24 protein-coding genes are annotated in these 25,866 nt (G+C 69.2%); 14 read left to right on the top strand and 10 right to left on the bottom strand.

The window, feature by feature from the left end; all coding sequences use genetic code 11:
• Window positions 1-50 precede the first annotated feature (50 nt).
• A complete protein-coding gene (locus DFS13_RS04225; protein WP_006495055.1) occupies window positions 51-284 on the top strand; it encodes a 2Fe-2S iron-sulfur cluster-binding protein in 234 nt (77 codons plus the stop codon).
• Window positions 281-1,549: an FAD/NAD(P)-binding oxidoreductase gene (locus DFS13_RS04220; RefSeq protein ID WP_111441393.1), complete on the top strand. Its 1,269-nt coding sequence runs from the start codon at window positions 281-283 to the stop codon at window positions 1,547-1,549. Before DFS13_RS04225 ends, DFS13_RS04220 begins: the two co-directional genes overlap by 4 nt.
• Window positions 1,550-1,599: 50 nt before the next feature.
• On the opposite strand, the gene DFS13_RS04215 is transcribed toward DFS13_RS04220, so the two are convergent.
• On the bottom strand, window positions 1,600-2,544 hold the full coding sequence (locus DFS13_RS04215; RefSeq protein WP_006495053.1) for a LysR substrate-binding domain-containing protein: 945 nt from the start codon (window positions 2,542-2,544) through the stop codon (window positions 1,600-1,602).
• Between the two features lie 164 nt (window positions 2,545-2,708).
• Between DFS13_RS04215 and gtdA the strand changes: the two genes are divergently transcribed.
• The 8 genes from gtdA (at window position 2,709) to DFS13_RS04175 (ending at window position 9,195) form a co-directional block, all read left to right on the top strand.
• Window positions 2,709-3,752 carry a gentisate 1,2-dioxygenase gene (gene gtdA, locus DFS13_RS04210; RefSeq protein ID WP_006495052.1) on the top strand — a complete coding sequence of 348 codons (1,044 nt, stop codon included), beginning with the start codon at window positions 2,709-2,711 and terminating at the stop codon, window positions 3,750-3,752.
• Between the two features lie 87 nt (window positions 3,753-3,839).
• Window positions 3,840-4,538: a fumarylacetoacetate hydrolase family protein gene (locus tag DFS13_RS04205; RefSeq protein ID WP_006488722.1), complete on the top strand. Its 699-nt coding sequence runs from the start codon at window positions 3,840-3,842 to the stop codon at window positions 4,536-4,538.
• Between the two features lie 34 nt (window positions 4,539-4,572).
• Window positions 4,573-5,214 (top strand): maleylacetoacetate isomerase, encoded by a 642-nt coding sequence (gene maiA, locus DFS13_RS04200; protein WP_006488711.1) that lies wholly within the window; start codon window positions 4,573-4,575, stop codon window positions 5,212-5,214.
• 32 nt (window positions 5,215-5,246) lie between these two features.
• The gene (locus DFS13_RS04195) at window positions 5,247-6,455 is read left to right on the top strand and encodes a 3-hydroxybenzoate 6-monooxygenase (RefSeq protein WP_111441392.1); all 1,209 of its coding nucleotides are present in this window, start codon (window positions 5,247-5,249) and stop codon (window positions 6,453-6,455) included.
• Between the two features lie 80 nt (window positions 6,456-6,535).
• Window positions 6,536-7,897 (top strand): aromatic acid/H+ symport family MFS transporter, encoded by a 1,362-nt coding sequence (locus DFS13_RS04190; RefSeq protein ID WP_059723230.1) that lies wholly within the window; start codon window positions 6,536-6,538, stop codon window positions 7,895-7,897.
• 99 nt (window positions 7,898-7,996) lie between these two features.
• Complete coding sequence (locus tag DFS13_RS04185) at window positions 7,997-8,347, top strand: metalloregulator ArsR/SmtB family transcription factor (protein ID WP_034202469.1); 351 nt, start codon at window positions 7,997-7,999, stop codon at window positions 8,345-8,347.
• Complete coding sequence (locus tag DFS13_RS04180; RefSeq protein ID WP_058903011.1) at window positions 8,337-8,771, top strand: YeeE/YedE family protein; 435 nt, start codon at window positions 8,337-8,339, stop codon at window positions 8,769-8,771. The genes DFS13_RS04185 and DFS13_RS04180 overlap by 11 nt, the downstream gene beginning before the upstream one ends.
• Before the next feature lies 1 nt (window position 8,772).
• Complete coding sequence (locus DFS13_RS04175) at window positions 8,773-9,195, top strand: DUF6691 family protein (RefSeq protein WP_006488715.1); 423 nt, start codon at window positions 8,773-8,775, stop codon at window positions 9,193-9,195.
• Window positions 9,196-9,303: 108 nt separating this feature from the next.
• On the opposite strand, the gene DFS13_RS04170 is transcribed toward DFS13_RS04175, so the two are convergent.
• Window positions 9,304-9,654 carry a hypothetical protein gene (locus tag DFS13_RS04170; RefSeq protein WP_006488712.1) on the bottom strand — a complete coding sequence of 117 codons (351 nt, stop codon included), beginning with the start codon at window positions 9,652-9,654 and terminating at the stop codon, window positions 9,304-9,306.
• Window positions 9,655-9,866: 212 nt separating this feature from the next.
• Here DFS13_RS04170 and DFS13_RS04165 point away from each other — a divergent pair, with 212 nt between their 5' ends.
• Complete coding sequence (locus tag DFS13_RS04165; RefSeq protein WP_372496190.1) at window positions 9,867-11,351, top strand: PLP-dependent aminotransferase family protein; 1,485 nt, start codon at window positions 9,867-9,869, stop codon at window positions 11,349-11,351.
• An 84-nt stretch (window positions 11,352-11,435) separates the two neighbouring features.
• Here DFS13_RS04165 and DFS13_RS04160 read toward each other — a convergent pair whose 3' ends face one another.
• The 3 genes from DFS13_RS04160 to DFS13_RS04150 form a co-directional block, all read right to left on the bottom strand.
• Window positions 11,436-11,714: a hypothetical protein gene (locus DFS13_RS04160; RefSeq protein ID WP_006495044.1), complete on the bottom strand. Its 279-nt coding sequence runs from the start codon at window positions 11,712-11,714 to the stop codon at window positions 11,436-11,438.
• A 96-nt stretch (window positions 11,715-11,810) separates the two neighbouring features.
• Window positions 11,811-13,124, bottom strand: a complete 1,314-nt coding sequence (locus tag DFS13_RS04155; protein ID WP_372496191.1) for a cytochrome-c peroxidase — start codon at window positions 13,122-13,124, stop codon at window positions 11,811-11,813.
• A gap of 68 nt (window positions 13,125-13,192) precedes the next feature.
• Complete coding sequence (locus DFS13_RS04150) at window positions 13,193-14,656, bottom strand: metallophosphoesterase (RefSeq protein ID WP_006495042.1); 1,464 nt, start codon at window positions 14,654-14,656, stop codon at window positions 13,193-13,195.
• Between the two features lie 164 nt (window positions 14,657-14,820).
• Between DFS13_RS04150 and DFS13_RS04145 the strand changes: the two genes are divergently transcribed.
• Window positions 14,821-15,669 (top strand): class I SAM-dependent methyltransferase, encoded by an 849-nt coding sequence (locus DFS13_RS04145; RefSeq protein WP_111441390.1) that lies wholly within the window; start codon window positions 14,821-14,823, stop codon window positions 15,667-15,669.
• A gap of 94 nt (window positions 15,670-15,763) precedes the next feature.
• Here DFS13_RS04145 and DFS13_RS04140 read toward each other — a convergent pair whose 3' ends face one another.
• From DFS13_RS04140 to DFS13_RS04120, 5 genes are all read right to left on the bottom strand, one after another.
• A complete protein-coding gene (locus tag DFS13_RS04140; protein WP_048985804.1) occupies window positions 15,764-16,075 on the bottom strand; it encodes a hypothetical protein in 312 nt (103 codons plus the stop codon).
• Window positions 16,072-18,093 carry a BCCT family transporter gene (locus tag DFS13_RS04135; protein ID WP_043204755.1) on the bottom strand — a complete coding sequence of 674 codons (2,022 nt, stop codon included), beginning with the start codon at window positions 18,091-18,093 and terminating at the stop codon, window positions 16,072-16,074. Before DFS13_RS04135 ends, DFS13_RS04140 begins: the two co-directional genes overlap by 4 nt.
• Window positions 18,094-18,414: 321 nt before the next feature.
• Window positions 18,415-19,602 (bottom strand): porin, encoded by a 1,188-nt coding sequence (locus DFS13_RS04130; RefSeq protein ID WP_006495036.1) that lies wholly within the window; start codon window positions 19,600-19,602, stop codon window positions 18,415-18,417.
• 114 nt (window positions 19,603-19,716) lie between these two features.
• Window positions 19,717-22,137 carry a glycoside hydrolase family 31 protein gene (locus tag DFS13_RS04125; protein ID WP_111441389.1) on the bottom strand — a complete coding sequence of 807 codons (2,421 nt, stop codon included), beginning with the start codon at window positions 22,135-22,137 and terminating at the stop codon, window positions 19,717-19,719.
• A gap of 27 nt (window positions 22,138-22,164) precedes the next feature.
• Window positions 22,165-23,436, bottom strand: a complete 1,272-nt coding sequence (locus tag DFS13_RS04120; protein ID WP_034202459.1) for an MFS transporter — start codon at window positions 23,434-23,436, stop codon at window positions 22,165-22,167.
• Between the two features lie 471 nt (window positions 23,437-23,907).
• Here DFS13_RS04120 and DFS13_RS04115 point away from each other — a divergent pair, with 471 nt between their 5' ends.
• The gene (locus DFS13_RS04115) at window positions 23,908-24,852 is read left to right on the top strand and encodes a MurR/RpiR family transcriptional regulator (protein ID WP_006482638.1); all 945 of its coding nucleotides are present in this window, start codon (window positions 23,908-23,910) and stop codon (window positions 24,850-24,852) included.
• Complete coding sequence (locus tag DFS13_RS04110; RefSeq protein WP_006482631.1) at window positions 24,849-25,847, top strand: isoaspartyl peptidase/L-asparaginase family protein; 999 nt, start codon at window positions 24,849-24,851, stop codon at window positions 25,845-25,847. The genes DFS13_RS04115 and DFS13_RS04110 overlap by 4 nt, the downstream gene beginning before the upstream one ends.
• Window positions 25,848-25,866: the final 19 nt, after the last annotated feature.

Here is a 25,866-nt window from a genome sequence, read left to right as displayed (position 1 = left end):
CCCCCCGCGGGGGCGGTCAGCCTCCTTGGGGCGGCCCGGCGGAGGCTGACATGATCATTCATCTGGACGGCCGCGCGCTGACGGTGGCCGACGGCGCGACCGTCGCGGCCGCCGTTGCGGCGAGCGGCGACGACATGACGCGCGTGTCGTGCACGGGGGCGACGCGTGCGCCGTTTTGCGGAATGGGCATCTGCCAGGAATGCCGGATGACGATCGACGGCCGGCGCCGGCTGGCGTGTCAGACGCTGTGCCGCGACGGCATGCAGGTGGAGCGCACGCGATGAATCAGGAACGATTGAGCGTCGACGTCGCGATCGTCGGCGCGGGCCCGGCCGGGCTGTCGGCCGCACGAGCCGCCGCGCGCAGCGGCGCGACGGTTGCGATCGTCGACGACAACCCGCGCGCGGGCGGGCAGATCTGGCGGCAGCCGGCAGCGTCCGCACCGACGCCGGCCGCCGCCGAACGCCTTGCCGTGCTGCGACAGCCGAACGTCACGCATCTCGCGGCGACGCGCATCGTCGCCGAAACGCAGCCGGGCACGCTGCTGCTCGAGGACGACGAACGCGGGCTGCTGCTCGATTTCCGGACGCTGATTCTCTGCTGCGGCGCGCGCGAGCTGCTGCTGCCGTTTCCGGGCTGGACGTTGCCGGGCGTGACGGGTGCCGGCGGCTTGCAGGCGCTGATCAAGTACGGGCTCGACGTGCGCGGGCAGCGCACGGTGATCGCGGGCAGCGGGCCGCTGCTGCTGGCGAGCGCGGCGACGGCCCGGCACGCCGGCGCACGCGTGTCGCACGTGCTCGAACAGGCCGCATGGGGCGACGTGGCCGGCTTCGGCGCGGGGCTGTGGCGCTGGCCGTCGAAGCTCGCGCAGGCCGCGAAGCTCGTCACGGCCGCGTATCGGCCCGCTGCGTACGTCGTCGAGGCATTCGGCGACCAGCGGCTCGAACGCGTGCGGATTCGCCAGGGCGATCGCGAATTCGACGTCGACTGCGACCGGCTCGCGTGCGGCTTCGGCCTCGTGCCGAATACCGTGCTGCCGCGTCATCTCGGCTGCCGGATCGAGCACGGCGCGGTGGCGGTCGACGCACACCAGCGCACGAGCCGCGACGGGTATTTCGCGGCCGGGGAGTGCACGGGGGTCGGCGGCAGTGAGTTGGCGATGGTCGAAGGCGAAATCGCCGGGTACGCAGCGACCGGGCAGACTGCACGACTGGCCGCGCGGGTCGCGCGGCGCGCGCACTGGCAGGCTTTCGCGGAGGCCGTACGCGAGCGCTTCGCGATCCGGGAGCCGATCCGCCGGCTCGCGCGGCCCGACACGCTGCTGTGTCGTTGCGAAGACGTGCGGTTCGATGCGGTCGCGCGGGAACCGGGCTGGACGGCCGCCAAACTGCAGTCGCGTTGCGGGATGGGCGCGTGCCAGGGCCGCGTGTGCGGCGCGGCCGCGCAGGCGCTGTTCGGCTGGACGCCGCCGGCGCCGCGCACGCCGCTCGTGCCCGCGCGGGTCGGCACGCTGATGTTCGACGGTACGGGGCCCTGCGACAGCGCATGATGCGTGCGGCGTCGCGGTGAAGCGGCCCGGTTCGCGCCGGGCCGCGCCTTTCATTCCACCTTCACTTTCTCCCATCCGCCAACCTGCGGTGCCGCACAGGCGCGCAGGCACTCGATCGTCGCGGCCACGGCCGCGCGGTTCGCGCTGTCGGGGTGCCAGTACATCGATACCGCGCCCTGGCCCTCGAGTTCCATCGGCAGGATGCGGATCGCGTTCAGTTGCGCGAAGCGCCGCGCGGCGCGGTGCGACGCGACGCCGAGCAGGTCGGTGTTGTTCAGCAGCGTGAGGTTGAGAATCGACGAATTCGATTCGACGCAGTGCGGCGGCTGCACGCGGCCGGCGGCGTGCAGCGCGGCTTCCAGCGCATTGTGGACGGGCGTACCCGCCGGCCACACGATCCACGGATAGGCGAGCACGTCGTCCCAGCCGAGCGACGTCGCGCCGGCGAGTGCGTGGTCGGGCCGCGCGACGAACACGACCGGATCGACGTACAACGCTTCGGCATGCAGCAGCGGATCGACGGACGTCGAACCCGAACGGCCGACGACGATATCGAGTTCGCTGCGCGCGAGCTGCGGCATCAACTGGTTCATCGTGCTTTCGGTGAGCCGCACCTGCGCGCGCGGCATGCGTTTCAGCAGCTGCGACACCGCGAACGGCACCGTGTCGGCCGCCGCGACGCCCGACGTACCGATCGTCACGAGGCCGCTGCCGCCTTCGCGCAACGCGGCCATGTCGTCGCGCGCGATGTCGAGCTGCGCTTCGACGCGGCGCGCGTGCTCGATCAGCGCTTCGCCGTAAGGCGTCGGCCGCAGCCCGCGCGCATGCCGCTCGAACAGCGGCAGCCCGACATCCTCTTCCAGCTCCTTCAGCCATTTCGACAGCGCCGGCTGCGTGGTCGCGAGCGCGACCGCCGACTGGCTCAGATTGCCGGTGCCGGCCAGGCTCAACAGTACCTGCAGATGCCGCAGACGCAGCCGGTGGGTCCAGTCCATTGCATGCCTCGTCGCGAGAAGGTATATCCAGAAATATATGAATCAGATGATTTGACCATTTTACCGGGTATGTCTGCGTCGAATATAAATCTGCTGACGGACTGCAGTACGGTCCCCGCCCCGACATAGCGCCGACGCCGATCGGCCGACTCGCAGGAGACATCATGACGACTCATCCGGACGCGACGCGCGCCGCTTACTACGCACGAATCGCCGAGCAGCGCCTGGCGCCGCTGTGGGAATCGCTGCACAACCTCGTGCCGACCTCGCCGCAGCCGGCCGCGCAGGCCGCGATCTGGAAGTACGCACAGATACGCGACCTCGTGATGCAGGCCGGCAGCGTGATCAGCGCCGAAGAAGCGGTGCGTCGCGTGCTGGTGCTGGAGAACCCTGGGCTGCCGGGCAAGTCGAGCATGACGCCGAGCCTGTACGCGGGGCTGCAGCTGATCCTGCCGGGCGAGATCGCGCCGAGCCACCGTCATACGCAGTCGGCGCTGCGTTTCATCGTCGAAGGGCGCGGCGCGTGGACGGCCGTGAACGGCGAGCGCACGACGATGCATCCCGGCGACTTCATCATCACGCCGTCGTGGGCGTGGCACGACCACGGCAATCCGTCGGTGGAAGACGGCGGCGAGCCGGTCGTGTGGCTCGACGGGCTCGACATCCCGCTGCTCGCGCACCTCGACGCCGGTTTCGCGGAGAACTTCCCGGAAGCCGTGCAGCCGGTGAATCGTCCGGAAGGCGACAGCTTCGCGCGCTTCGGTCACAACATGGTGCCGGTGCGGCATCGCGTGAGCGATCCGACGTCGCCGGTGTTCAGCTATCCGTATGCGCGCAGCCGCGAGGCGCTCGACGCGCTGTACCGGAACGGCGAACTCGATGCGTGGGACGGCGTGAAGCTGCGCTACGTGAACCCCGCGACGGGCGGCTGGCCGATGCCGACCATCGCCACCTTCATGCAGTTCCTGCCCGCGGGCTTCGACGGCCGCACGTATCGCAGCACCGACGCGACGATCTATTGCGTCGTCGAAGGCAGCGGCGCCGCGCTGATCGGCGACCGGGCGTTCGCGTTCGCGCCGCACGACATCTTCGTCGCGCCGTCGTGGGCGCCGGTGCGGTTGTCGGCGTCGTCCGACAGCGTGCTGTTCAGCTATTCCGACCGGCCCGTGCTGTCCGCGCTGAACCTACTGCGCGAAGCGCGCGACTGACGCCGGCGGCCGTCCACGATCCGTTTTCCGCGCGCCGCCGAAGTCGCGGCGCGCGCCCCTTCATTCACGTCTACGCTGGAGCCGTTCATGACTTTCGTATTCCCGCCCGAAGCGCCGGTAGCGCTGCCCGTTGCCGGCAGCGATGCCCGATTTGCGGTTCGCCGCGTCTATTGCGTCGGCCGCAACTACGCGGCCCATGCGCGCGAGATGGGCTTCGATCCCGATCGCGAGCCGCCGTTCTTCTTCTGCAAGCCCGCCGATTCGATCGTGCCGGTGGCGTACGGCGAGACGCTCGATCTCGCGTATCCGTCGCAGACGCAGAACTATCACTATGAAGCCGAACTCGTCGCGGTGATCGGCAAGGGCGGTTCGGACATTCCGCTCGAACGCGCGCTCGACCACGTGTGGGGCTATGCGGTGGGCCTCGACATGACGCGCCGCGACCTGCAGATGAAGATGCGCGAGATGGGGCGGCCGTGGGAAATCGGCAAGGCGTTCGACCGTTCGGCGCCGCTCGGGCCCGTGCATCGGGCGAGCGACGTCGGACACGTCGAGCAGGGCGGCCTGTGGCTGACCGTCAACGGCGCGACCAGGCAGAAGAGCGACGTGTCGCACCTGATCTGGTCGGTCGCGGAAACGGTGGCCGACCTGTCGAAGTTCTTCCGCCTCGAACCGGGCGACGTGATCTTTACCGGCACGCCCGAAGGGGTCGGGCCGGTGGTCGCGGGCGACGTGATGAAGGTCGGCGTCGAGCGTCTCGGCGAGCTGACCGTGCGTGTGGTCTGACGCCCGTTCGTCGCTTTCCTCGAAAGGTCACATCGTGCAACTGCATAGCTTCTTCAACAGTTCGACTTCCTACCGGGTGCGCATCGCGCTCGCGCTGAAAGGGCTGCCGTACGACACGCTGCCGGTGAACATCCGCACCGGCGAGCATCGCGACGCCGATTACATCGCGCAGGTGAACCCGTCGGCCGCGGTGCCGGCGCTGACCGACGACGATTTCCGTCTCGGCCAGTCGCTCGCGATCCTCGATTACCTCGACCAGATCCAGCCGACGCCTCGGCTGATTCCGCTCGAACCGCGGCGCCGGGCGCGCGTGCTGGAACTCGCCGCGCTGATCGCGTGCGACATCCATCCGGTCAACAACCTGCGCGTGCTGCGCTATCTCGACAGCGAGCTGAAGGTCACGCCGCAACAGAAGAGTGCGTGGTACCGGCACTGGGTCGCGGAAGGGATGGCCGGCGTCGAGCGGCTGCTGGCCCGCGCGAACGCGGGCCCGTGGTGTTTCGGCGATGCGCCGACGCTGGCCGACGTGTGCCTGGTGCCGCAGGTCGCGAACGCGTTGCGGATGGATTGCGACCTGAGCGCGTATCCGCGCTGCCTCGCGGTGGTCGAGCACGCGCGGCACGAACCGGCGTTCGAGGCCGCGCAACCGCAGCGGCAACCGGACTACGTCGCGTAACACGAATCGCGTCATAGACGCAGGAGACGAACATGGGCGAGACAATCAACGACGGCCGGCGCGTACTCGTGATCGGCGGCGGTATCGGCGGGCTCGCGACGGCGCTGGCGCTCGCGCGTCAGGGCATTCGCGTGAAGCTGCTCGAACAGGCCGAACGGATCGGCGAGATCGGTGCGGGCATCCAGCTCGCCGCGAACGCGTTCAACGCGCTCGATGCGCTGGGTATCGGCGAGGCAGCGCGCGGTCGCGCGGTGTTGACCGACTGGCTGCAACTGATGGATGCGATCGATGCACGCGAGGTCGCGCGCATCGATACGGGCGCCGCGTATCGCGACCGTTTCGGCAATCCGTATGCGGTGATTCATCGCGCGGACATTCACCTGTCGATCTACGAGGCGGTCAAGGATCACCCGCTGATCGAATTCCGGACGAGCACGCAGGTGTGCGGGTTCGAGCAGGACGGCAACGGCGTGACCGTGATCGACCAGCACGGCGAACGCTATCGTGCCGACGCGGTGATCGGCTGCGACGGCGTGAAATCCGCGATCCGTCAGGCGCTGATCGGCGATGCGCATCGCGTGACGGGCCATGTCGTGTATCGCGCGGTGGTCGAGGTCGACAACATGCCGAAGGATTTGCAGATCAATGCGCCGGTCGTATGGGCCGGCCCGCATTGCCATCTGGTTCACTATCCGCTGCGCGGCGGGCGCCAGTACAACCTGGTCGTCACGTTCCACAGCCGCGAGCAGGAGACCTGGGGCGTGCGCGACGGCAGCAAGGAAGAAGTGCTGTCGTACTTCGACGGCATCCATCCGCTGCCGAAACAGATGCTCGACCGGCCGACGTCATGGAAGCGCTGGGCGACCGCCGACCGCGATCCGGTCGAGCGCTGGAGCGCGGGCCGCGCGACGGTGCTCGGCGACGCCGCGCATCCGATGACGCAATACATCGCGCAGGGCGCGTGCCAGGCGCTCGAGGACGCGGTGACGCTCGGCGCGGCCGTTGCGCAGACCGACGGCGATTTCGAGGCCGCGTTCGCGCTGTACGAACGCGTGCGGATTCCACGCACCGCACGCGTGCTGTATTCGGCGCGCGAGATGGGGCGGATCTACCACGCGAAGGGCGTCGAGCGGCAAGTGCGCAACGGGCTGTGGGTCGGGCGCACCGACGCGCAGTTCTACGACGCGCTCGACTGGCTGCACGGCTGGCGTGCGGAGGATTGCCTGAAGACGGCCGCATAGCGCACCCGTTCAGCCCGATTCCGGCGGCGCGCATTTCAACGACAGACGACGCGCGCCGCCTTCCTGGAGGAGACACCATCATGGCCGATACGCTGTCCATCGACGTCAGCGAATGGATCGACCGGCATCGCATTGCGCCGTTTCAGGCCGCGATCGTCGTCCTGTGCTTTCTGATCGTCGCGATCGACGGATTCGATACCGCGTCGATCGGGTTCATCGCACCCGTCATCCGCGCGGAATGGGGCTTGTCGCCCGCGCGGCTCGCGCCGGTATTCGGCGCGGGGTTGGCCGGGCTGATGGCCGGCGCGCTCGTGTTCGGGCCGTTCGGCGACCGGTTCGGCCGCAAGCGCCTGCTGCTCGCATGCGTCGCGTGCTTCGGCATCGCGAGTGCCGCGTCGGCGAGCGCGGGTAGCCTGACCGAGCTGATCGTGTGGCGCTTCGTGACCGGGCTCGGGCTCGGCGGCGCGATGCCGAATGCGATCACGCTGACGTCCGAATACTGCCCGGCGCGCCGTCGCTCGCTGCTCGTGACGACGATGTTCTGCGGCTTCACGATCGGTTCCGCGCTCGGCGGGCTCGCGGCCGCGTCGCTGATCGAGCACCACGGCTGGCGCGCGGTGCTGGTCGTCGGCGGCGCAGCACCGCTGCTGCTCCTGCCGCTGCTCGCGTGGCGACTGCCGGAGTCGGTGCGCTATCTCGTCAACCAGGGCGCGCCGTCTGCGCGGATCGCGACGATGCTCGGCCGTATCGCACCGGATCCGCATCTCGCGCATGCGTCGTTCATCGCGCCCGCCGGAAAGCCGGCCGGGTCGCCGCTCGGCCGGCTGTTCGCCGCCGACCTGCTGCGCGGCACGCTGCTGCTGTGGCTCACGTTCTTCATGAGCCTGCTGGTCATTTACCTGCTGTCGAGCTGGCTGCCGACGCTGCTGCGCACGACTGGCGCGACGCTGCAGACGGCCGCGCGCGTGACCGCGATGTTCCAGGTCGGCGGCACGCTCGGCGCGATCATTCTCGGCTGGCTGATGGACCGCTTCGATCCGCATCGCGTGCTGGCCTGCAGCTATGCGGCGGCCGGTGCGTGCGTCGCGGCGATCGGCGTGTTCGCCGCGTCGCCGTGGGGTGCCGCGCTCGCGGTGTTCGCCGCCGGCTTCTGCGTATCCGGCTCGCAGGTGGGGGCGAACGCGCTATCGGCCGCGTTCTATCCGACCGAGTGCCGGACGACCGGCGTGAGCTGGGCGAACGGGATCGGTCGCGGCGGCTCGGTGGTCGGCTCGATGGCGGGCGGCGCGATGCTGGCGATGGGCGTGCCGCTGTCGACCGCGTTCGCCGTCGTTGCCGCGCCATGCGTGATCGCGGCGGTCGCGGTACTGGCGCTCGGCGTGGTGCGCGCGGGCGTGGTACGCGCGGCGGCCGCCGACGGGATGGCGGGCAGGCAGGCCTGATCGAAGGAGGGGCGGCCGGATTGCCGGTCCGGCAAGCAGCGGGATACAACATTATATAAATGAATATAATGTTCATTCTTTAATCGTATTCCCGCTCCGATGAACGACGATCTCCCCGCCGGGCTGCCCGCGCCCGATCAGATGCGCGCCGCCGCCGAATCAGCCTGTGCGCTCCTCAAGGTCATGTCGAATCCCGACCGGCTGCTGCTGCTGTGCGAACTGTCGCAGGGCGAGTGCTGCGTGAGCGATCTCGAGGCGCGACTGGACATCCATCAACCGACGCTGTCGCAGCAGCTCGGCGTGTTGCGCGACAACGCGCTGGTTCGTACCCGCCGGGAAGGCAAGACCATCCGCTATTCGCTCGACAGTCCGGCCGTGGTCGCGGTGATGGGCGTGCTGTACGAGCAGTTCTGCGGGGCGACCGCGAAGGAGGCGCGCGATGCAGATTGATGCGCTTCATTTCACGCCGTGGCTGTCGCTGGCCGGTGGCGTGCTGATCGGGCTCGCGGCCGCGTGGCTCGTCGCGTTCAACGGCCGGATCGCCGGCATCAGCGGGATCGTCGGCGGCTTGCTCACCGCGGGCGGCGCGGAGCGCGGCTGGCGCGTCGCGTTCATCGCCGGGATGATCGTTGCGCCCGTTGCGATGCACGTCGCTGGGAGCAGCCTGACGCCCCGGATCGACGCCGGTTGGCCTGAACTGCTCGCGGCCGGGCTGCTGGTCGGGATCGGCACGCGGTACGCGGGCGGCTGCACGAGCGGTCACGGCGTATGCGGGATGTCGCGCGGGGCGCTGCGTTCGGTGGTCGCGACGGCGACCTTCATGGTCGCGGGCTTCGCGACCGTCTTCGTGCGGCTGCACGTGGCGGGAGGCTGACATGCAGGCAGGATTCGCGTTTCTGGCGGGGTTGCTGTTCGGCGTCGGCCTGATCGTGTCGGGCATGGCCGATCCGCAGAAGGTGCTCGGTTTTCTCGACCTGGCGGGCCGCTGGGATCCGTCGCTCGCGTTCGTGATGGCGGGCGCGACCGGTGTTGCGGTGTTCGCGTTCGCGTGGGCGAAGCGCCGGACCCGCTCTTGGCTCGGCCTGCCGATGCAACTGCCGGCGGTGCGGACGATTACCGTGCGCCTGGTCGCGGGAAGTGCGGCGTTCGGCATCGGCTGGGGAATTGCCGGGTTCTGCCCGGGGCCCGCGATCGTGTCGATCGGCTTCGGGTCGGCCAAGGGGATCGGGTTCGTCGTCGCGATGCTGGCCGGGATGGCGTTGTTCGAGTGGATCGAGCGCTGGCGGAACGGGCGGTGACGCGCGGGACGTTCGCTTGGCACGATTGCTCGGAACATCACGGGTGCATCGGTCACCGCGATGATGCGGTGACTTTCCGGCGTGGCTCACGGCGGGCAAGCCGCGATGTCAGACATGCTCGTTCACGTGCCGGCCGCCGTGCAGTCGCCCGGCCAGTCGGCGCAGGATGTCGCGCCACACCGCGAGCATGCTGCTTCGGCCCGAGGGGGCCACGATCGCCGTGCTGACCACGCCGCGGCCGCCAGCCGACAGCGCGACGTGACCGGCGGTTTCGAGCGTCAGGCATTCGCCCTCGTCGAGTTCGCGGCGAATGTATTGCGGTGCATCGGGCAGCCAGTCGAGCCCGCCGTGGCGTAGCGTGACCGCCAGCGCGCCATCCAGCACGATCAGCTGACTGCCCTTGTCGAACCACGCAAAGTGGCTTTGCCCGGCGTCGAGCCGGAGGTGTTGCGTCCGCATGGCGATTCCTTTTCCCGGTTGCTCCGGTTGCGCGGCCTCGCGACGACGAGGCGACAGCGTGCAATCAGGTTAGGGAAACGGACGCGCGCACGACAGATTCAGGGGACGGGAATCTGTTGCGGTGCAGGCGGCGGTTTCGCGTTGCTGTATCGGTGGGTTTCTCCCGAATCTGTATCTGGCGTGCGCGATGGGGCACGGGCACGATGGCCCGCATGACGCCTTTCGCCGACGCTTCCCGTACGCCTTTGCCGATGGACGGCGAGCCGCTTTACGAACGGCTCGCCGAACATTACCGCCGCATCATCGCGGCCGGCACGCTGTCGCCCGGCGACCGGATGCCGTCGGTCCGTGCGTGCATGGCGCAGCACGGCGTGAGCCTGTCGACCGCGATCCAGGCGTTCCGGCGGCTCGAGGATACGGGCTGGTGCGATGCGAAACCGCGTTCGGGTTACTTCGTGCGCCGCCGCGCGGCGGCCATGCTCGACACGCTGCCGGAAAGCGACGGGCCGCCGCTGAGTGTCGAGCCGCCGTTCGCGGGGCTGCACGAACGCGTCTCGCGCGTGATCGACCGTGCGAACGCGGCGACCGATGCGCTGAATCTCGGCGGCGCCTCCGCGCATGCCGCGCTGTATCCGACCGAGCGCCTGCAGGCGCTGGCGATCCGGCTGCTGCGGCGCAAACCCACGTTGCTGACCGATGCGGGGCCCGTCGGCGGTTCGCCCGAATTCCGGCAGACGATGGCCAAACGCGCGTTGTCCTACGGTGTGACGCTGACGCCGGACGACGTGATGTCGACGAGCGGCGGCGTCGACGCGGTGAATCTCGCGCTGCGTGCGGTCGCGCGGCCCGGCGACACGATCGCGATCGAATCGCCGGCTTTCTTCGGGCTGATCCAGCTGCTCGAAAGCCTCGGCCTGCGGGCACTCGAAATCCCGGCAAGCCCGACGACGGGCCTGTCGATCGAGGCGCTCGACGTGGCGCTGGCAGCCTATCCGGACATCCGGGCCGTGGTCGTCGTGCCGAACCTGCAAAACCCGCTCGGCTGCGTGATGCCCGACGAGCGCAAGGCCGCGCTCGTCGCGCTGTGCTCGCGCCACGGTGTGGCCGTGATCGAGGACGAGCCTTATCGCGAGCTCGTCGAGGCGCCGCACGCGGTCAGGCCGGTCAAGGCATGGGATTGCGACGGCACGGTGATCTATTGCCCGTCGTTCAACAAGGTGCTGGCGCCCGGGATGCGGCTCGGCTGGATGAGTGCGGGCCGCTGGCATGCGCGCGTGAGGATGCTGAAATTCGCGCACAGCCGGCACAACGCCGCGCTGCTGCAGGCCGTGGCGGCCGAATTCGTGGGCTCGGGCGCGTTCGATCGGCACCTGCACCGGTTCCGCGAACAGCTGCGCGTGCAGCGCGACGTGACGATCGACGCGATTGCGCGGCATTTCCCGGCCGGCACGCGGATGAACCAGCCGCCGGGCGGGATGCTGCTGTGGATCGCGCTGCCGGAAGGCGTGCGCTCCGATGCGCTGTTCGACGCCGCGCTGACACATGGCGTCAAGATCGCGCCCGGTTCGATCTTCTCGAATTCGGACCGTTTCGACGGCTATATCCGGCTCGCCTGCACGCGCGTATTCGATGCGGTGCACGAGGCAGCGTTCGACACGCTCGGCCGACTCGTACGGGAAGCCATGGCGGCCGCGTAAGCGCGACGGCGGCGGCCGGCCGGACTTGCGAATACGCGAGTGCGCCGGCCGGACGCGGGACCGAAGCGGCGAGCCGCCGCCATTTCATCGGCCGACCGCGTGCGTGGCGAGGTGCTGGCGAATCAGCGACAGGTAGCGATCGCCCACCGAGAAATCGCGTGCCGCGCGCGGCCGGGCGGCGGCAGGCCGCAGCGTGGCCGGCGCGCTCATGCCCAGATATCGGCACACGGCCGACGGAAAGGGCTTGCGCGTATGCCCGAGCTGACGTGCCGCGCGCTCGACGCGGGCATCGCCGACCTGGGCCCGCAGCCACGCCAGCACTTGGCGATCGGTGTCGTTGACGATACGGACCAGATGTTCCATCGCGCACCTCACTGTTCATAAATACAGTACTGTAAATATAACCAGTGTTTGCGGTAACCGCAAGCGGGCGCGCGTCGGCTGGCCGTTCGGCCAGGGTCAGCGCACCGGCGCGGCGGCGCGCGTGATCCGGGCGGCGGGGGCGGTCGGGGCGGCGCGGCCCGTATAGCGCGCGTCGGTCAGCGTGCCGAGGAACGCGACGATGTCGTCGATTTCCGCGTCGGTCAGCGCGGGTGGCGTGCCGGGCCGGCGGTTCATCGGCGTCGAGTTGACGTTGATGTTGCCGCGATAGGCGGCCGGCACGTCGTCGAACGTCTTGGCGCCGTGATACCAGAAGCCGGGATCGGTCGAGCGCGTGTTGTAGAACGCGACCGCGTCGCGCAGCGTCGTGAACACGCCGTTGTGCATGAACGTCTGCTTGACCGCGACGTTGCGCAGCCCGGGCGTGCGCAGGTAGCCGCACCATTGCGTCGGTTCGGGCCAGCGCAGCCGCCGCGCGGTGTCGCATAGCCCGTTGTCGAAATGGCGCGGGTCGCGGTTCGCCGGCAGCGCGCGGTTGCGCGGCACCGCGATCGCGTCGTAGCCGAAATCGGTGAACAGCGAGCGTTCCGGGCGGTTCGACGTGTCCGACAGCGTGTGGCAGGTCATGCAATTGCCCTTGTCCGGATTCCTGAACAGCGCGAGGCCGCGCATCTCGGCCGGCGCGAGCGGCTTGCGCGTGCGCAGGAACGCATCGAAGCGCGACGTGAACGGCGCCATCTCGTCGCTCTGCAGGTAGGCTTCGACGGCCGAGCCCAGCGCACGCACCAATTGTTCGGGATCGCGCCGCACCGGCGCGCCGAAGCGTGCGGCGAGATCGGGCGCGAGTTCGGTCGCGTTGACCTTGCGCAGCAGCGCGGCCGGCGACCGGTTGTTCATCTCGTTCGGATCGAACAGCGGCCCGCGGATCTGCTCGGCGAGCGTATCCGCGCGACCGTCGCTGAACAGGCCGCCGAACGGCGACGGCGCGGGCGCATCGTCGTCCTGGTAGAAGTGGCGGCGCGGCACGTAGCGCACATACAGCAGCGACGGCGCGTTGCGCTGGCTGAAGCGCCCGGGCCGGCTGCCTTCCGGCACGCCAGGCCCCGCGAGCGCCGCGGCCGACAGCGTCGGCGCGAACGCGCGGCCCGGGTCGTGGCAGCCCGCGCAGGACATACCGCGCGGCTCGGACAGCCGCGGGTCGAAGAAGATCCGGCGGCCGAGCGCGACGAGCATCGGGTCCGGCGCGAAGCGCGCGGTGGCCGCGTCGATCTTGCCGGTCACCTGCGGCGTGCCGTTGCCGATCGTGTCGACGACGCGCGACGGCGGTGCGCCCGGAAGCAGGACCGTTTCCGCAGGCGCGGCGTGGGCCGTGAGCGTCAGGCCGGCGAACAGGGTGGCGGCAAGCGCGTGCAGCGTCCGCCGGCCGCGTACGCCGTGGCCTTCACATCGAACTGCTTTACTCACGGCGCGATGAATCCCGTCTTGTCGCAGGCGAGCGTCGTGCCCGACTGGTTGCACGACGCGAGTAGCTTGCCGGCCGCCGAATACGCATGGAACACCCAGCCCGTCGCCGGTGCCGCGTTGCGCTCCATGATCAGGAAACCGAAGCTGTTGTTGTGCGACAGCCGCTCGATCACGGTGCCCGGCGCGGGCGTCAGGCCGGCCGGGAACGGGTCGGGCAGCGCGACGTCGAGGTTGTCGCCGCCGTTGCCGGACACGATCGTCGCCGGGTGCCCGGACGAGAAGTTGATCGCCTGGAAATCATGCACGTGGCCATGCAGCGCGACGTGCACGCCCGGCGGGTAGTACGCCTGCGCGTTGAGGCTCGACATCACCGATTGCAGCGCGAGGTTGCCCGGCGCGGGCGTGCTGCCGGCGATCGGCGCGAACGCGAGGATCGGATGATGGTTCGTGAAGATCGTCGTCGTCATGCCGGCCTTCGATGCGAGCGAGGCGACCGTCTGGAATTGTTTCTGGTAGATGCCGAACTGCGCGTCGGTCGTCTTGAGCGGCGTGCGGCCGACCTTCGCGGTATCGAACACGATCACCTGCGAACCGCCGCCGAGCGACACCGCATAGGGTTCCGAATAGTTCGCGTTGTTGTCGTTGGCCGGATCGTCGCACGAGCGTGCGGCCGAATACGGGCGCGGGTCGAGGAAGCGGAACCAGCCCTGGCCGGCCCGCGCGCATTCCTCGTGATTGCCGCGCACGACGACCCACGGCGCCTTCGCGAGCAACGGCGCGGCCGGGCGGAACAGGTCGGCCTGCCACGTATCCCAGCCGTAGCCCCACGGGCTGTCCTTGCAGCCGGCGATGTCCGGCGGGCATGCGTTTTCGCGATAGTGGTAGTCGCCGACGTGCAGCACGAGATCCGGCGATAGCTTCGCGACGCTGGCCGCGATGGTGTCGAGCGGCCAGACCGCGGCATCGTTGCACGCCTGCCAGGCGTTGTCGGCCTTCTTCATCCGGCAACCCGTGTCGGCGATGATCGCGATGCGCTGCGGCTGCGCTTTCGGCAGCGGCAGCGTGCGGCCCGCGACGCTCGCCGCCTGCGCGCCGGCCGGCAGCGTCGCCTCGCAGACGGACACCGGGAAGCTCGATGGTTTCGAATCGGCCGGGTCGCTGGCGGTCGGCCGCTGGGCGACGGTCGCGGCGGCTGCGCGCAGCGTCATGCGCGACAGCTTGCCGTCGACGGTCAACTGCGGGCACAGCGGATCGCTGGCCGACGCGGGCGTGTAGTTCGTGATGACGCGCGCGATCGCCTGGTTCGCATCGCCGATCTCGACCCATGCGGCCTGGACGTTGGCCGACGCGCTGGCCGGATCGTCCGGCGTATCGATGTGATTCGAGCACGCGGACAGCGCGGCGAGGGCAACCAGAGGGGCGCAACGTACGAGCAGCGCGCGCGTGAGGAATCGTCGCATGGGAGGGGAGGCACCGTAGGAAAGTCGTCAACGATACGCAGCGCGAATGTAAGAAATGTGAAAAACGGGGCGCGACGCAGGCGCGCACGGGCCGGGCTTGACTTCAAGCCGGCTTGAAGCAGCACAGTCCGGTTCGTCATCAATGAATCGGAAGGGGATCGACGATGGAAACCAACCGGCCCAACGAAGCGCAAGCCGCGCTCTGGAATGGTCCGTCGGGGCGCGCGTGGGTCGATGCGCAGGCGCTGCTGGACCGGATGTTCGAGCCGTTCGAAACGCTGCTGGCGGCGGCTGCGGCCGCGTCGTCAGCCACGCGCGTGCTCGATGTCGGCTGCGGCACCGGCGCCGTTACGCTCGCGATCGCGAGGCGGCTCGGTGCGAGCGCGCAGTGCACGGGCATCGACATTTCGGCGCGGATGATCGACGCCGCGCGGGCGCGTGCCGACCGCAGCGGCCTGCCTGCCCGGTTCGTGTGCGCGGACGTGCAGACGCATGCATTCGAGCCGGCGAGCGTCGACCTGATCGTGTCGCGCCTCGGCGTGATGTTCTTCGACGATCCGGTGCGGGCGTTCGCGAACCTGCGGCAGGCGGCGCGGCCCGCCGCGCAGATGCGGTTCGTCGCGTGGCGCGGCGCGGCCGACAACCCGTTCATGACGACGGCCGAGCGGGCGGCCGCGCCGCTGCTGCCGAACCTGCCCGCGCGGCAGCCCGGCGCGCCGGGGCAGTTCGCGTTCGGCGACCGCCAGCGGATCGCGTCGGTGCTGGCGGACGGCGGCTGGGCCGACGTGGCGATCGAGCCGGTCGAGCGGTCATGTGTGCTGCCGGAATCTGCGCTGGACGACTACGTTGCGCGGCTGGGCCCGGTCGGCCTGGCGTTGCTGGAGACGGACGAAGCGACGCGGCGGCGCGTGATCGATACGATGCGCGCGGCGTTCGAGCCGTACGTGCACGGCGCCGAGGTGCGCTTCGATGCGGCGTGTTGGCTCGTGACGGCGCGTGCGCCGTCCGCATGACACGTCGCGTGAAAGCAGCGGATCAGGGAAGGGGCGACGGCCCGTTCGCCCCACATGCTGCGGTGTGCGCGTGACGAAGCGGGGCCTGCGGGTATCAGCGTTTGCGCGCGCGCAGCATCAGCCACGCGCAACCACCGGCCACCAGCGCGAGGCCGAGCAGCACGGCCTCGGCGCCGAGCGCGAAACCGGGCGGCATCTCGCCGCTGTTCGGCACCGGCGACAGGTTGCCGCCCATCACGACGGCGCCGCCGGCGAGCAGCGCCGCGCAGACGATCCAGTAGACCTTGCCGAGCGGCGCCGCGGCGCGGATCCGCCACAGCGCGAGGCCCGCGCCGCCGAGGTACAGCACGGCGAGGGTGCCGAGCGCGATGACGTCGGCCGCGCGGCTGTGCAGCAGCCCGCTCATTCGGCCTCCGTCGCGTGTCCCGGAGCCCGGCTCAGCAAGTGCGTGCGCTTGTCCGCGGCCAGCGACACGTAGCGTTCATATTGGCGCAGCACGTCGGCGATCACTTCGTCGCCGCGCAGGTATTCGACGTCGTAGCCGAGCCGGCCGTCCTCGAAGAACGTGACGATGCCATACACGTGCGCACGCGCTTCGTCGGGTTCGGCCGCCTCGCGCACCAGGAACGCGGCCGCGGATTTCGCGGTGACGCGCACGCCGTACACGAAATCGCGGTGTTCGGCGGTCGGCACGGTGAGCCGCACCGCATCGTCGCTGTCGCGCTGCACGTGCGCATCGACGCCACTCGCGCGCAACTCGTCGGCGACCTTGCGCAGCGCGGGTTCGACCGTTTCCGCGACGAACTGGCGCGCCTCGGCCTCGGTCGTCTGCCGCAGGATGTGCGTCAGGCGATGGCGCCAGTGCTGGCCGGTCCAGAAGCTCGTTGCAGGCGCGACGTCCTGCGAATAGTGCGCGCGATCGGCCGCGAGCCCGCGCCACAGCCCGTAGCAGAGCGCGAGCATGATGATGGCCACCGGCAGCGCGGCGATCAGCGTCATCGCCTGCAGCGCGCCGAGCCCGCCCGCGACGAGCAGGACCGCGGCCGTCACGCCGAGCAGCGCGGCCCAGAACAGCCGCTGCCAGACCGGCGACTGCGCGCTGCCGCGCGTCGCGATCTGGTCGATCACGAACGCGCCCGAATCGGCGGACGTGACGAAGAACACCGCGATCAGCACGATCGCGACGATCGACAGCAGTTGCGGCAACGGCAGGAAATCGAAGAAGCGGAACAGCAGCGCATCGACGTTGGTCGCCGTCTGCGCGAGCGCGCCGGCCGCGCCGTGCGTATCGAGCCAGATCGCGCTGTTGCCGAACACGGTCATCCACACGAGGTTGAACGCGGTCGGCACCAGCAGCACGCCGATCACGAACTGGCGGATCGTGCGGCCGCGCGAGATGCGCGCGATGAACATGCCGACGAACGGCGACCACGACACCCACCATGCCCAGTAGAGGATCGTCCAGCCGCCGAACCAGCCTTCCTCGCGCGGCGGCGCATACGCGTAGGTGCGGAACGACAGGTCGACGAGGCTCGACAGGTACTGGCCGATGTTGTCGCCGAGCGCGCGCAGCAGGAAGGCCGTCGGGCCCGCGACGACCACGAAGGCGAGCAGCAGGAACGCGAGCAGCAGGTTCAGCTCGGACAGCCGGCGCACGCCCTTGTCGAGGCCGGTCGCGGCCGACACGCCCGCGAGGATCACGACCACCGCGACGAGCCCGATGCGGAACAGGTTGCTGCCCGTGTCCCACCCGGCGACCGTATGCAGGCCCGCGCTCAGCTGCATCACGCCGTAGCCGAGCGTCGTCGCGATCCCGGCGACCGTGCCGACCAGCGCGAACGCATCGACGGTATGGCCGATCCAGCCGTTGATGCGCTCGCGCAGCACCGGATACAGCCCCGAGCGCAGCGTCAGCGGCAGGTTGTAGCGGAAGCCGAAGTACGCGAGCACGAGCCCCATCAGCCCGTAGATCGCCCACGCATGGAAGCCCCAGTGGAAGAAGGTCATCAGCATCGCCTCGCGCGCGGCGGCAGGCGTGCCGGGGTCGACCGTCGGCGGCTTCAGGAAGTGCTGCATCGGCTCGCCGACGCCGAAGTACATCAGGCCGATGCCCATGCCGGCCGCGAACAGCATGGCCGTCCACGACACGAAGCTGAATTCGGGTTCGGCATCGTCGGGGCCGAGCCGGATATTGCCGAAGTCGCTGGCGGCGATCAGCACGAGAAACACGAGGAAGCCGGTGACGGCGAGCACGTAGAACCAGTCGAAACGTGCGATGACCCATTGCTGGCCGGCGGAGAACAGCGCACCGGCTTCGCTCGGGTGCAGTGCGCATACGACGAGTAGTGCGCCGATGACGGCGAGCGCCGGCAGGACGACCTGCGGCTTGAATGTCGTGCGGGGCATGGGACGGGAATCCGGCATGGCGGGCATCCAGTTGTGGGCGCAACGAGGCGCGACGCCGCCCGGCGCGCCTGTGGCGCGTCGGACCCTGATACGGCGTGCGTCGAGTGTACCGCGGTGTCAGGACTGCAAGAAGGGGGCATGCAGAAGGGGTAGCCTGACGAATTGTAAGGTATCGCGGCGATCGAGAAAACCCGCGCGGTGTGCGTGGCGGGCCGGCGGGGCGGGGAAAACGGCGGCGCGAACGCAGCGGCGAACGCGGATCGGGCGCCCGGACGGGCACGCACGGCATGCGTATCGTCCGGGCACAGGCGGGGCGCCGAAGACGCCGCCGGGCGGGTTTCAGAACGTGACGGCGATCCCGGCCATGCCGACGAACTGGCCGTGCGTGGTCGACGGCGTGAGCTGCTGCGAATCGCCGACGATCGGCGCCGCGTCGACGATGTGGCCGGCGCCCTGCGCACCGAGCGTTTGCCCGCTCGAATGCGTGTACGCCTGCAGCGCGTAGAGCGTCGTGCGTTTCGACAGGCTGTACGACTCCTTCAGCGAATATTGTTGATAGCGGGCCGCGCTCGCGACACCGTTTGCCTTCGATGCGAGCGTGTAAGCGAAGGCGCCGGCCACCGAGAACGTCGGCGTGAAGCGGTATGCGGCAAGTGCGCCGTAGGTGTTGAACACTGCCGTGTCGGTGAACGCCGAGCCGTTGCCGGGCAGGTACTTCACGTTCGAATAGTTGAGCCCCAGCGTCAGGTCGCCGAGCGTGTAGTTGCCGGCCGCCGCCACCTGTTCGACCGCTTTCGCGCTCAGGTAGCCCTGGTTCAGCACGGACACCGCGAAGCTGCCCGACGACGCGGTGGCCGGATTCAGGAAGCCGGCGGACGAGCCCGAGCTGTTGATCCGCAGGTAGCCGGCCGCGATGCCGACCGGCCCGTTCGCGTAGCGCAGCGCGGCGCTGAACGTGTTGCCCTTGCCCGTCGCGCCGGCAATGCCGCCGAACGCGTACATCGCGCTCGCGGTCAGCCCGGCGAAGGTCGGGGACGTATAGGTAACCGAATTGTTGACGCGGATCGTCGTGTCGAGGCCGTCGATGTCGCCCGGATGGGCCCCGGTGGCGCCGGTCAGCCAGCTGCTCGACGCGTACGGGCCGACCAACAGGAAGTAGGGGGTGTACTGGCGGCCGGCCGTGACCGTGCCATAGCTGGCGTTGCGCAGGCCGACGAAGGCCTGGCGATTGAAGATCGTGCCGGCGGCGGCCTGCGCGCCCGTATTCAGGTTGAAGCCGGCCTGCAGGTCGAAGATCGCGTGCGTGCCGCCGCCGAGATCCTCGTCGCCGCGCAGCCCGAACTTCGACGCGTACAGGTTGCCGTCGCGCATGTAGACGTTCGAATGGCCCTGCTGGTTGTTCACGTACGCGAGCGAATCGTCGACGACGCCGTACAGCGTCACGCTGCTCTGCGCATGAGCGGCGGTCGTACCGAGCGACGCGGCCGATAAAATGAGGATTGCATAACGGTTGACGGGTGCTTTCATTGTCGATCTCCGGGGTGCTTCATCTTTTCAAGGGGAGGTTGAATGCCTCCTCTGTGGCAGGCGGCGGACCGCGCGAACGGCCCGCCTGATCGGGGCTGCTTGCGATTCAGTGGTTCAGCGGTCGAACGCGACGACGAGGCGGCGCCATGCGCCGTCCCGCGCATCCTGCTCGACACGTGCGCCGCGCACGGCCACCGGGCCTTGCAGCGACGCGGGCAGCAGGATCTCGACGCGCTCGGCCGGGCGCGCCGGCCGGCCGTCCCAGCGGACCGACACGCCGAGCACGCCGGACGCCTCGCGGCCGGTCTCGATGCGCCACAGTCCGTATTCGCCGTCGCGCCATGCTTCCGTTTCGCCGTCGTCCTCGACGCATTCGCCATACGCGACGCCATCCTCGATCCGTGGTGCGACGAGGAAGCCGCGCGTGTCGGCGCGCGCCCCGAAATGCTGTTCCGCGACGTTCAGCGGCAGCACGCGGCCTTCGCGCAGCAGCATCACCGGCGTGTCGAGCGGTGCGGGCAGCGTCACGCTCGCGCCGCCGTCGAACGACTGCGCACTCGCGCAGCAGGTCCAGCGTGCGCCCGACGGCAGATACACCGTGCGCTCGGTCTGGCCGGGATCGACGACCGGCGCGACCAGCAGCGCGTCGCCGAGCATCATGTCGTCGCACGCGTCGTAGCAGCGCGCATCGCCGGGGAAGTCGGCGAGCGTCGGCCGCAGCACGGGCTCGTAGCGCGTCGTCGACAGCCACAGCAGGTGATAGAGGTACGGCAGCAGCCGGTAGCGCTGCTTGATCAGCGACGCGATCTGCGCGGTGATCTCCGGGTACATCCACGGTTCGTTGACGGTGCCGTCGTCGTTCCACGAATGGATGCTGAAACGCGGCATGAAGATGCCGAACTGCACCCAGCGCAGCAGCAATTCGGGCGACGGCGCGGGGCCGGAGAAGCCGCCGATGTCGTGGCCGATGTTCGACACGCCCGACAGCGCGAGCCCGAGGCCCATCTTCAGGTTGTAGCGCAGCGTTTCCCACGACGTGTAGTTGTCGCCGGACCACGTCTGTACGTAGCGCTGCATGCCGGCGCCGCCGGAGCGCGACACGAGGAACGGCCGCCGCGCCGGCGCATGCGCGCGCTGCGCGTCGCGCGACGCACGCATCATCAGCATCGTCTGCAGCACCTTCGCCTCGCGCGCCGGGAACGGCTGGCCGAAGCCGTGCGCGATCGCGTCGGGCGACCAGATCTCGTATTCGTTGTTGTCGTTCCAGGTCGATTCGATCCCGTATTCCAGCAGCGCCGACGTGACCTGCTCGCGCCACCAGCGGTATGCGTCCGGCTGCGTGAAGTCGAGGTACGCGCCGACTTCGTCCCAGAACTGCACCCACGCGGGCTCGCCGGACGCCGAGCGGATCAGCAGCCCGCGCTGCGCGGCGTCGTCGAAGGCCGGATGGTCGCGCAGCAGGCACGGCTTGATGTTCGCGCACAGGCGGATGCCATGGTCGCGATAGTGCTGCACGAAACCTTTCGCATCGGGAAACTTGTCGCGGTTCCAGTTGAACACGTAGCGCTTCGCGCCGATCGACGTATAGCCCGACGACAGGTGGAACGAATCGCACAGGATGTCGTGCGCGTCGCACTGCTCGACGAACTGGTTCATCTGCTGCTGCGCGTCCGGCGCGTCGGTGTAGCTCATCGTCGAGCCCGAATAGCCGAGCCCCCATTTCGGCGTGCGCGCGGGGCGCCCGGTCAGCCACGTGAAGCGCCGCGCGGCCGCGAGCGGCGTATCGGGCGACGCGATGAAGTAGTAGTCGAGATCGCCGTGCTCGGCGACGAAATAGCGGTACGGGCCGTGATAGTTGTCGAGTTCGCGGCCCATGTCGAACGAGCAGTCCGACAGCGTGTCGTAGAACAGCCCGAAGCCCTGGCATGCATCGGGCGACCACGTGATGTAGAACGGGATGTGCTTGTACAGCGGGTCCGTGTGTTTCGCGCTGTAGCCCATCGCGTCGATGTTGCGCATCTCGAAGCGTGCGCCCGTGCGGTCGAGTTCGCCCGCGCGTTCGCCGAGGCCGAAGACCTGGTCGCCGCGCTCGCGGGCGACGTAGTGATACACGCGGTCGTCCCACCAGCCGAAGTTGTACGCCTGCGTCGCGCGGTCGGCGAGTGCGACGCGCCATGCGCCATCCGCGCCGCGCATCGACCACGTGCAATGGCCGCCTTGCCGGCGCACCGCGAGCCGGATCCGCGCGGTTTCGATGCGCACGCCGTCGTCGTCCTCGGTCAGTTCGTACCCGGGCAGCGTGAAGTCGCTCAGGTCGAGGCGGTCGCGGCCGTCGAGCGGCACGTCGTCGAGACCGGGCGCGATGGTCCACGTGCGCGGGTTGCGCGCGGTCGCGTCGGGCAGCACGCGCACCCGCACGATGTCGTCCTCGAGCACGAAGATTTCGACGGTGGCGCCCGTATCGGACGCGAGCAGCACACGGTTCGCGTGGTGGCTGTCGACGCGGAACACGGGCGGATGAAGAAGCGAAGTCATGAATGCGATTCCTGGTAAAGGCGGAGATCAGGCGTGCTGCGCGAGCAGGCGTTCCTGCTTCGACTGGCCGCGGATCAGCACCGCGAGCAGCGTGACGCCGATGATGTCGAACAGGCCGAGGCACGCGAACAGCGGCGCATAGCCGATCTTGTCGGCGAGCGCGCCGACCAGCAGCGAGAAGCCGAGGCCGCCGATCCACGCGGCCATCCCGGCGAAGCCGCTCGCGGTGCCGACTTCCTCGGGGTCGAACACGTCGGCCGACAGCGTGTTGACGAGCGCGGAGATCATCTGGTGCGCGAAGCCGCCGACGCAGAAGAGTGCGATCGCGGTGTACGGCGACGACGCGAGCCCGATCATCGCCGGCCCGAGCATCAGCAGCGCGCCGAGCGCGACGCCCGCGACGCGCGACCACACGAGCGGCAGCCTGAAGCGATTCGCGAGGTAGGGCGACAGGTAGCCGCCCGCGATGCCGCCCAGGTCGGCCGCGAGAAACGGCATCCACGCGAACACCGCGATCTGCGTGAGCGGCATGTGGCGCTCGGTCGCGAGGTACAGCGGAATCCAGAAGCTGAAAGTTTGCCATGCGGGTTCCGCGAAGAAGCGCGGCAGCGCGATGGCCCAGAAGCGCCGGGCGGTGACGACGTCGCGGATGCGGCGCGTCGACACGGGCGGCATCGTGGCCTGGCCGTCGCGGATCAGCGTGCGCTCCTGCGGCGTGATGCGCGGATGAGCGGCCGGCGAACGGTACTGCGTGTACCACAGCGCGGCCCACACGAACCCGAGCGCGCCGGTGGCCATGAATGCGGCCTGCCAGCCGAACCGCATCGACAGGAACACGACGAGCGGCGGCGCGATCGCGGCGCCGAGCGACGTGCCCGCGTTGAAGTAGCCGACCGCGACGGATTTCTCGCGATCGGGAAACCACTCGGCGACGGCCTTCATCCCCGACGGAATCGCGGCGGCCTCGAACAGGCCCAGCAAGCCGCGCAGGATGCCGAGCGACAGCCAGCCCGACGCGAAGCCGTGCGCGACGCCGACCACCGACCACAGCATCGCGAACAGCGCGAACCCGAGCCGCAGCCCGATCAGATCGACGATGAACCCGCATACCGGCTGCATGATCGTGTAGCCGATCTGGAACGCGCCGACGATGTACGAGTACTGCTGCGTCGAGATCGCGAACACCTGCTTGAGCTCGGGCGCGAGCACCGCGAGGGAATTCCGTGCGAGGTAGTTGAGGATCGTGCCGAGACACACGAGCACGATGATCCACCAGCGCAACGCCTTGACTGTCTTCACTGCTGTCTCCTGTCAGGCAGGGCGGGCGCGCGGCGCCTGCCCGGTCCGTGAGGGCCATCCATTCGAGATGGCTCGTTTCATTTATTCGTACGATGTCCGATCTTGATGTGCGCCGGTTTTACCCGGTTTATATCGAAATCGCGGTGTTCGAGCGAACATTCCACCGTCATCAAACTGCAATGTTATCTGACGACTGATCATTTTCGAACATCCTATGTTCGAATGCGAATCCGGTCAACGTGAATCTGCATTCGAACGAACCTGCTTGGGGTTTTCCCGATGGCGGACGGCAAGCCGATGAGCGGCGACACCCGGCGCTCGGCCGCCAGAGGCCCGTGCGGCGGGGCCGGGCGATCTTCCGGACGGTCGATGGACACCCGGCGGGGCGTGACAACCCTGATGAAAATTTATTTCTTTTTTCGAGATAGATTGTGTAAATTGATTTTCATCCACCTTGCAACGACCCTTCGCATGACGCCTCTCGTTCCGCACGATGTCAGTCACGACGAACCCGCGATCGCCGAGCGGATCGCGTCGGCGATGCCGTTGATGACGCCGATTCACCGGCGCATGGGCGAGTTCGTGCTCGCGAACCCGTTTCGCGCGGCGACGATGCGGATCGACGAGCTCGCGCAGGCCGTGAATGCATCGATCGCGACCGCGAACCGCTTCGCGAAGGCGCTCGGTTTCGACGGCTATCCGGCGATGCGCGCGGCGCTCGTGCGGGGCTTCGAGGCCACGCTCGGACCGGTCGAACGGCTGCGTTCCGCGCAGGAGCAGGAGTCCGGCGTGCGCGGCGCCGCGTGGATCGACGCGGTATTCGACCAGGCTGCCGCCAACATCGAGAACACGCGTGCGCAACTGGACGCGGCCGATGTCGAGGCGGCGGTCGAGGCGATCGTCGGCGCGCGGCGCGTGCTGATTCTCGGCGCCGGGTCGAGCGCGTTTCTCACCGGCCTGATGGAGCACGGACTGTCCGTCTGCCATGACAGCGTGCAGTCGCTCGCGCTGCTCGGCGGCCCGTCGCACGCGGCGCGGCGCCTGTACACGGCCGATTCGCGCGATCTCGTGATCGCGCTCGCGTTTCCGCGCTACGTGAAGGACACGATCGAGCTGGCCCGTCGCGCGGCGGCGCGCGGGGCGCGCGTGCTCGGCATCTCCGACGGCCCGCAATCGCCGCTCGCGCCGATCGCGTCGCTGAACCTGTACGTCAAGGCCGAACGGCGTTTCGCGGCCACGTCGGAAGCCGCCGTGCTGACGATGATCGAGGCGCTGATCGATGCGGTCGCGCTGCGCACGCACCGGTCCGCGAAATCCGCCGCCGAGATGACCGAATTCCTGCTGCCGTGGCTCGTGCAGCCGCAAGCGGCGCTGCCGGCCACCAACCCTTCTTCCCCACGTCCGAAAAAATCATGACTTCACCCGCGATCGTCGCGATTCACGGCGGCGCAGGCACGATCCTGCGCGAAGCGATGGATACCGACACCGAACGTCGGTACCGCGCCGAACTCACCGCGATCCTGCAGGCCGCGCAGCGCGTGCTGGCCGATGGCGGCAGCGCGCTCGACGCCGTCACCGTCGCGGTGCGGATGCTCGAGGACTGCCCGCTGTTCAACGCCGGGCGCGGCGCCGTGTATACGGCCGAAGGCAAGCACGAACTCGACGCGGCGGTCATGGACGGCGCGACGCTCGGCGCCGGCGCGATCTGCTGCGCGACCCGCGTGCGCAACCCGGTGCTCGCCGCGCGGCGCGTGATGGAGGCGAGCGAGCACGTGCTGTTCGCCGGCGCGGGCGCCGATGCGTTCGCCGCCGCGCAGGGGCTCGAACTCGCGGAACCCGGCTACTTCGACACCGAATCGCGGCATGCGCAGTGGGTGAAGGCGCGCGCGGCGGCCGGCGCGATGCTCGATCACGATGCGGCGACGTTCGTGTTCGGCCAGTCGCAGCAACAGCCGCAGCCGGCCGAGCCGCTCGATCCGGACCGCAAGCACGGCACGGTCGGCGCGGTCGCGTGCGACCTGAACGGCCACATCGCGGCGGCGACGTCGACGGGCGGCATCACGAACAAGCAGCCGGGGCGCGTCGGCGATTCGCCGATCATCGGCGCCGGCTGCTACGCGGACGACGCGACCTGCGCGGTCTCGTCGACGGGCACCGGCGAGATGTTCATGCGGCTCGCGACGGCCTACGACGTCGCCGCGCAGATCGCGTATCGCGGCGCGTCGCTCGCCGACGCCGCGCACGACGTCGTGATGAACAAGCTGCCGCGTCTCGCGGGCCGCGGCGGGATCATCGCGGTCGACGCACAGGGCAACGTCGCGATGCCGTTCAACACCGAAGGGATGTACCGCGGCTACGCGCGCGTCGGTGAAGCGCCGGTCGTCGGCATCTACCGCGACGACGCGGCCTGATTCCGGATCGCACGAGGAG

Source organism: Burkholderia sp. 28_3, from assembly GCF_003253915.1.
Classification (GTDB): domain Bacteria; phylum Pseudomonadota; class Gammaproteobacteria; order Burkholderiales; family Burkholderiaceae; genus Burkholderia; species Burkholderia cenocepacia.
This window is presented reverse-complemented; position numbering and strand designations above follow the sequence as displayed.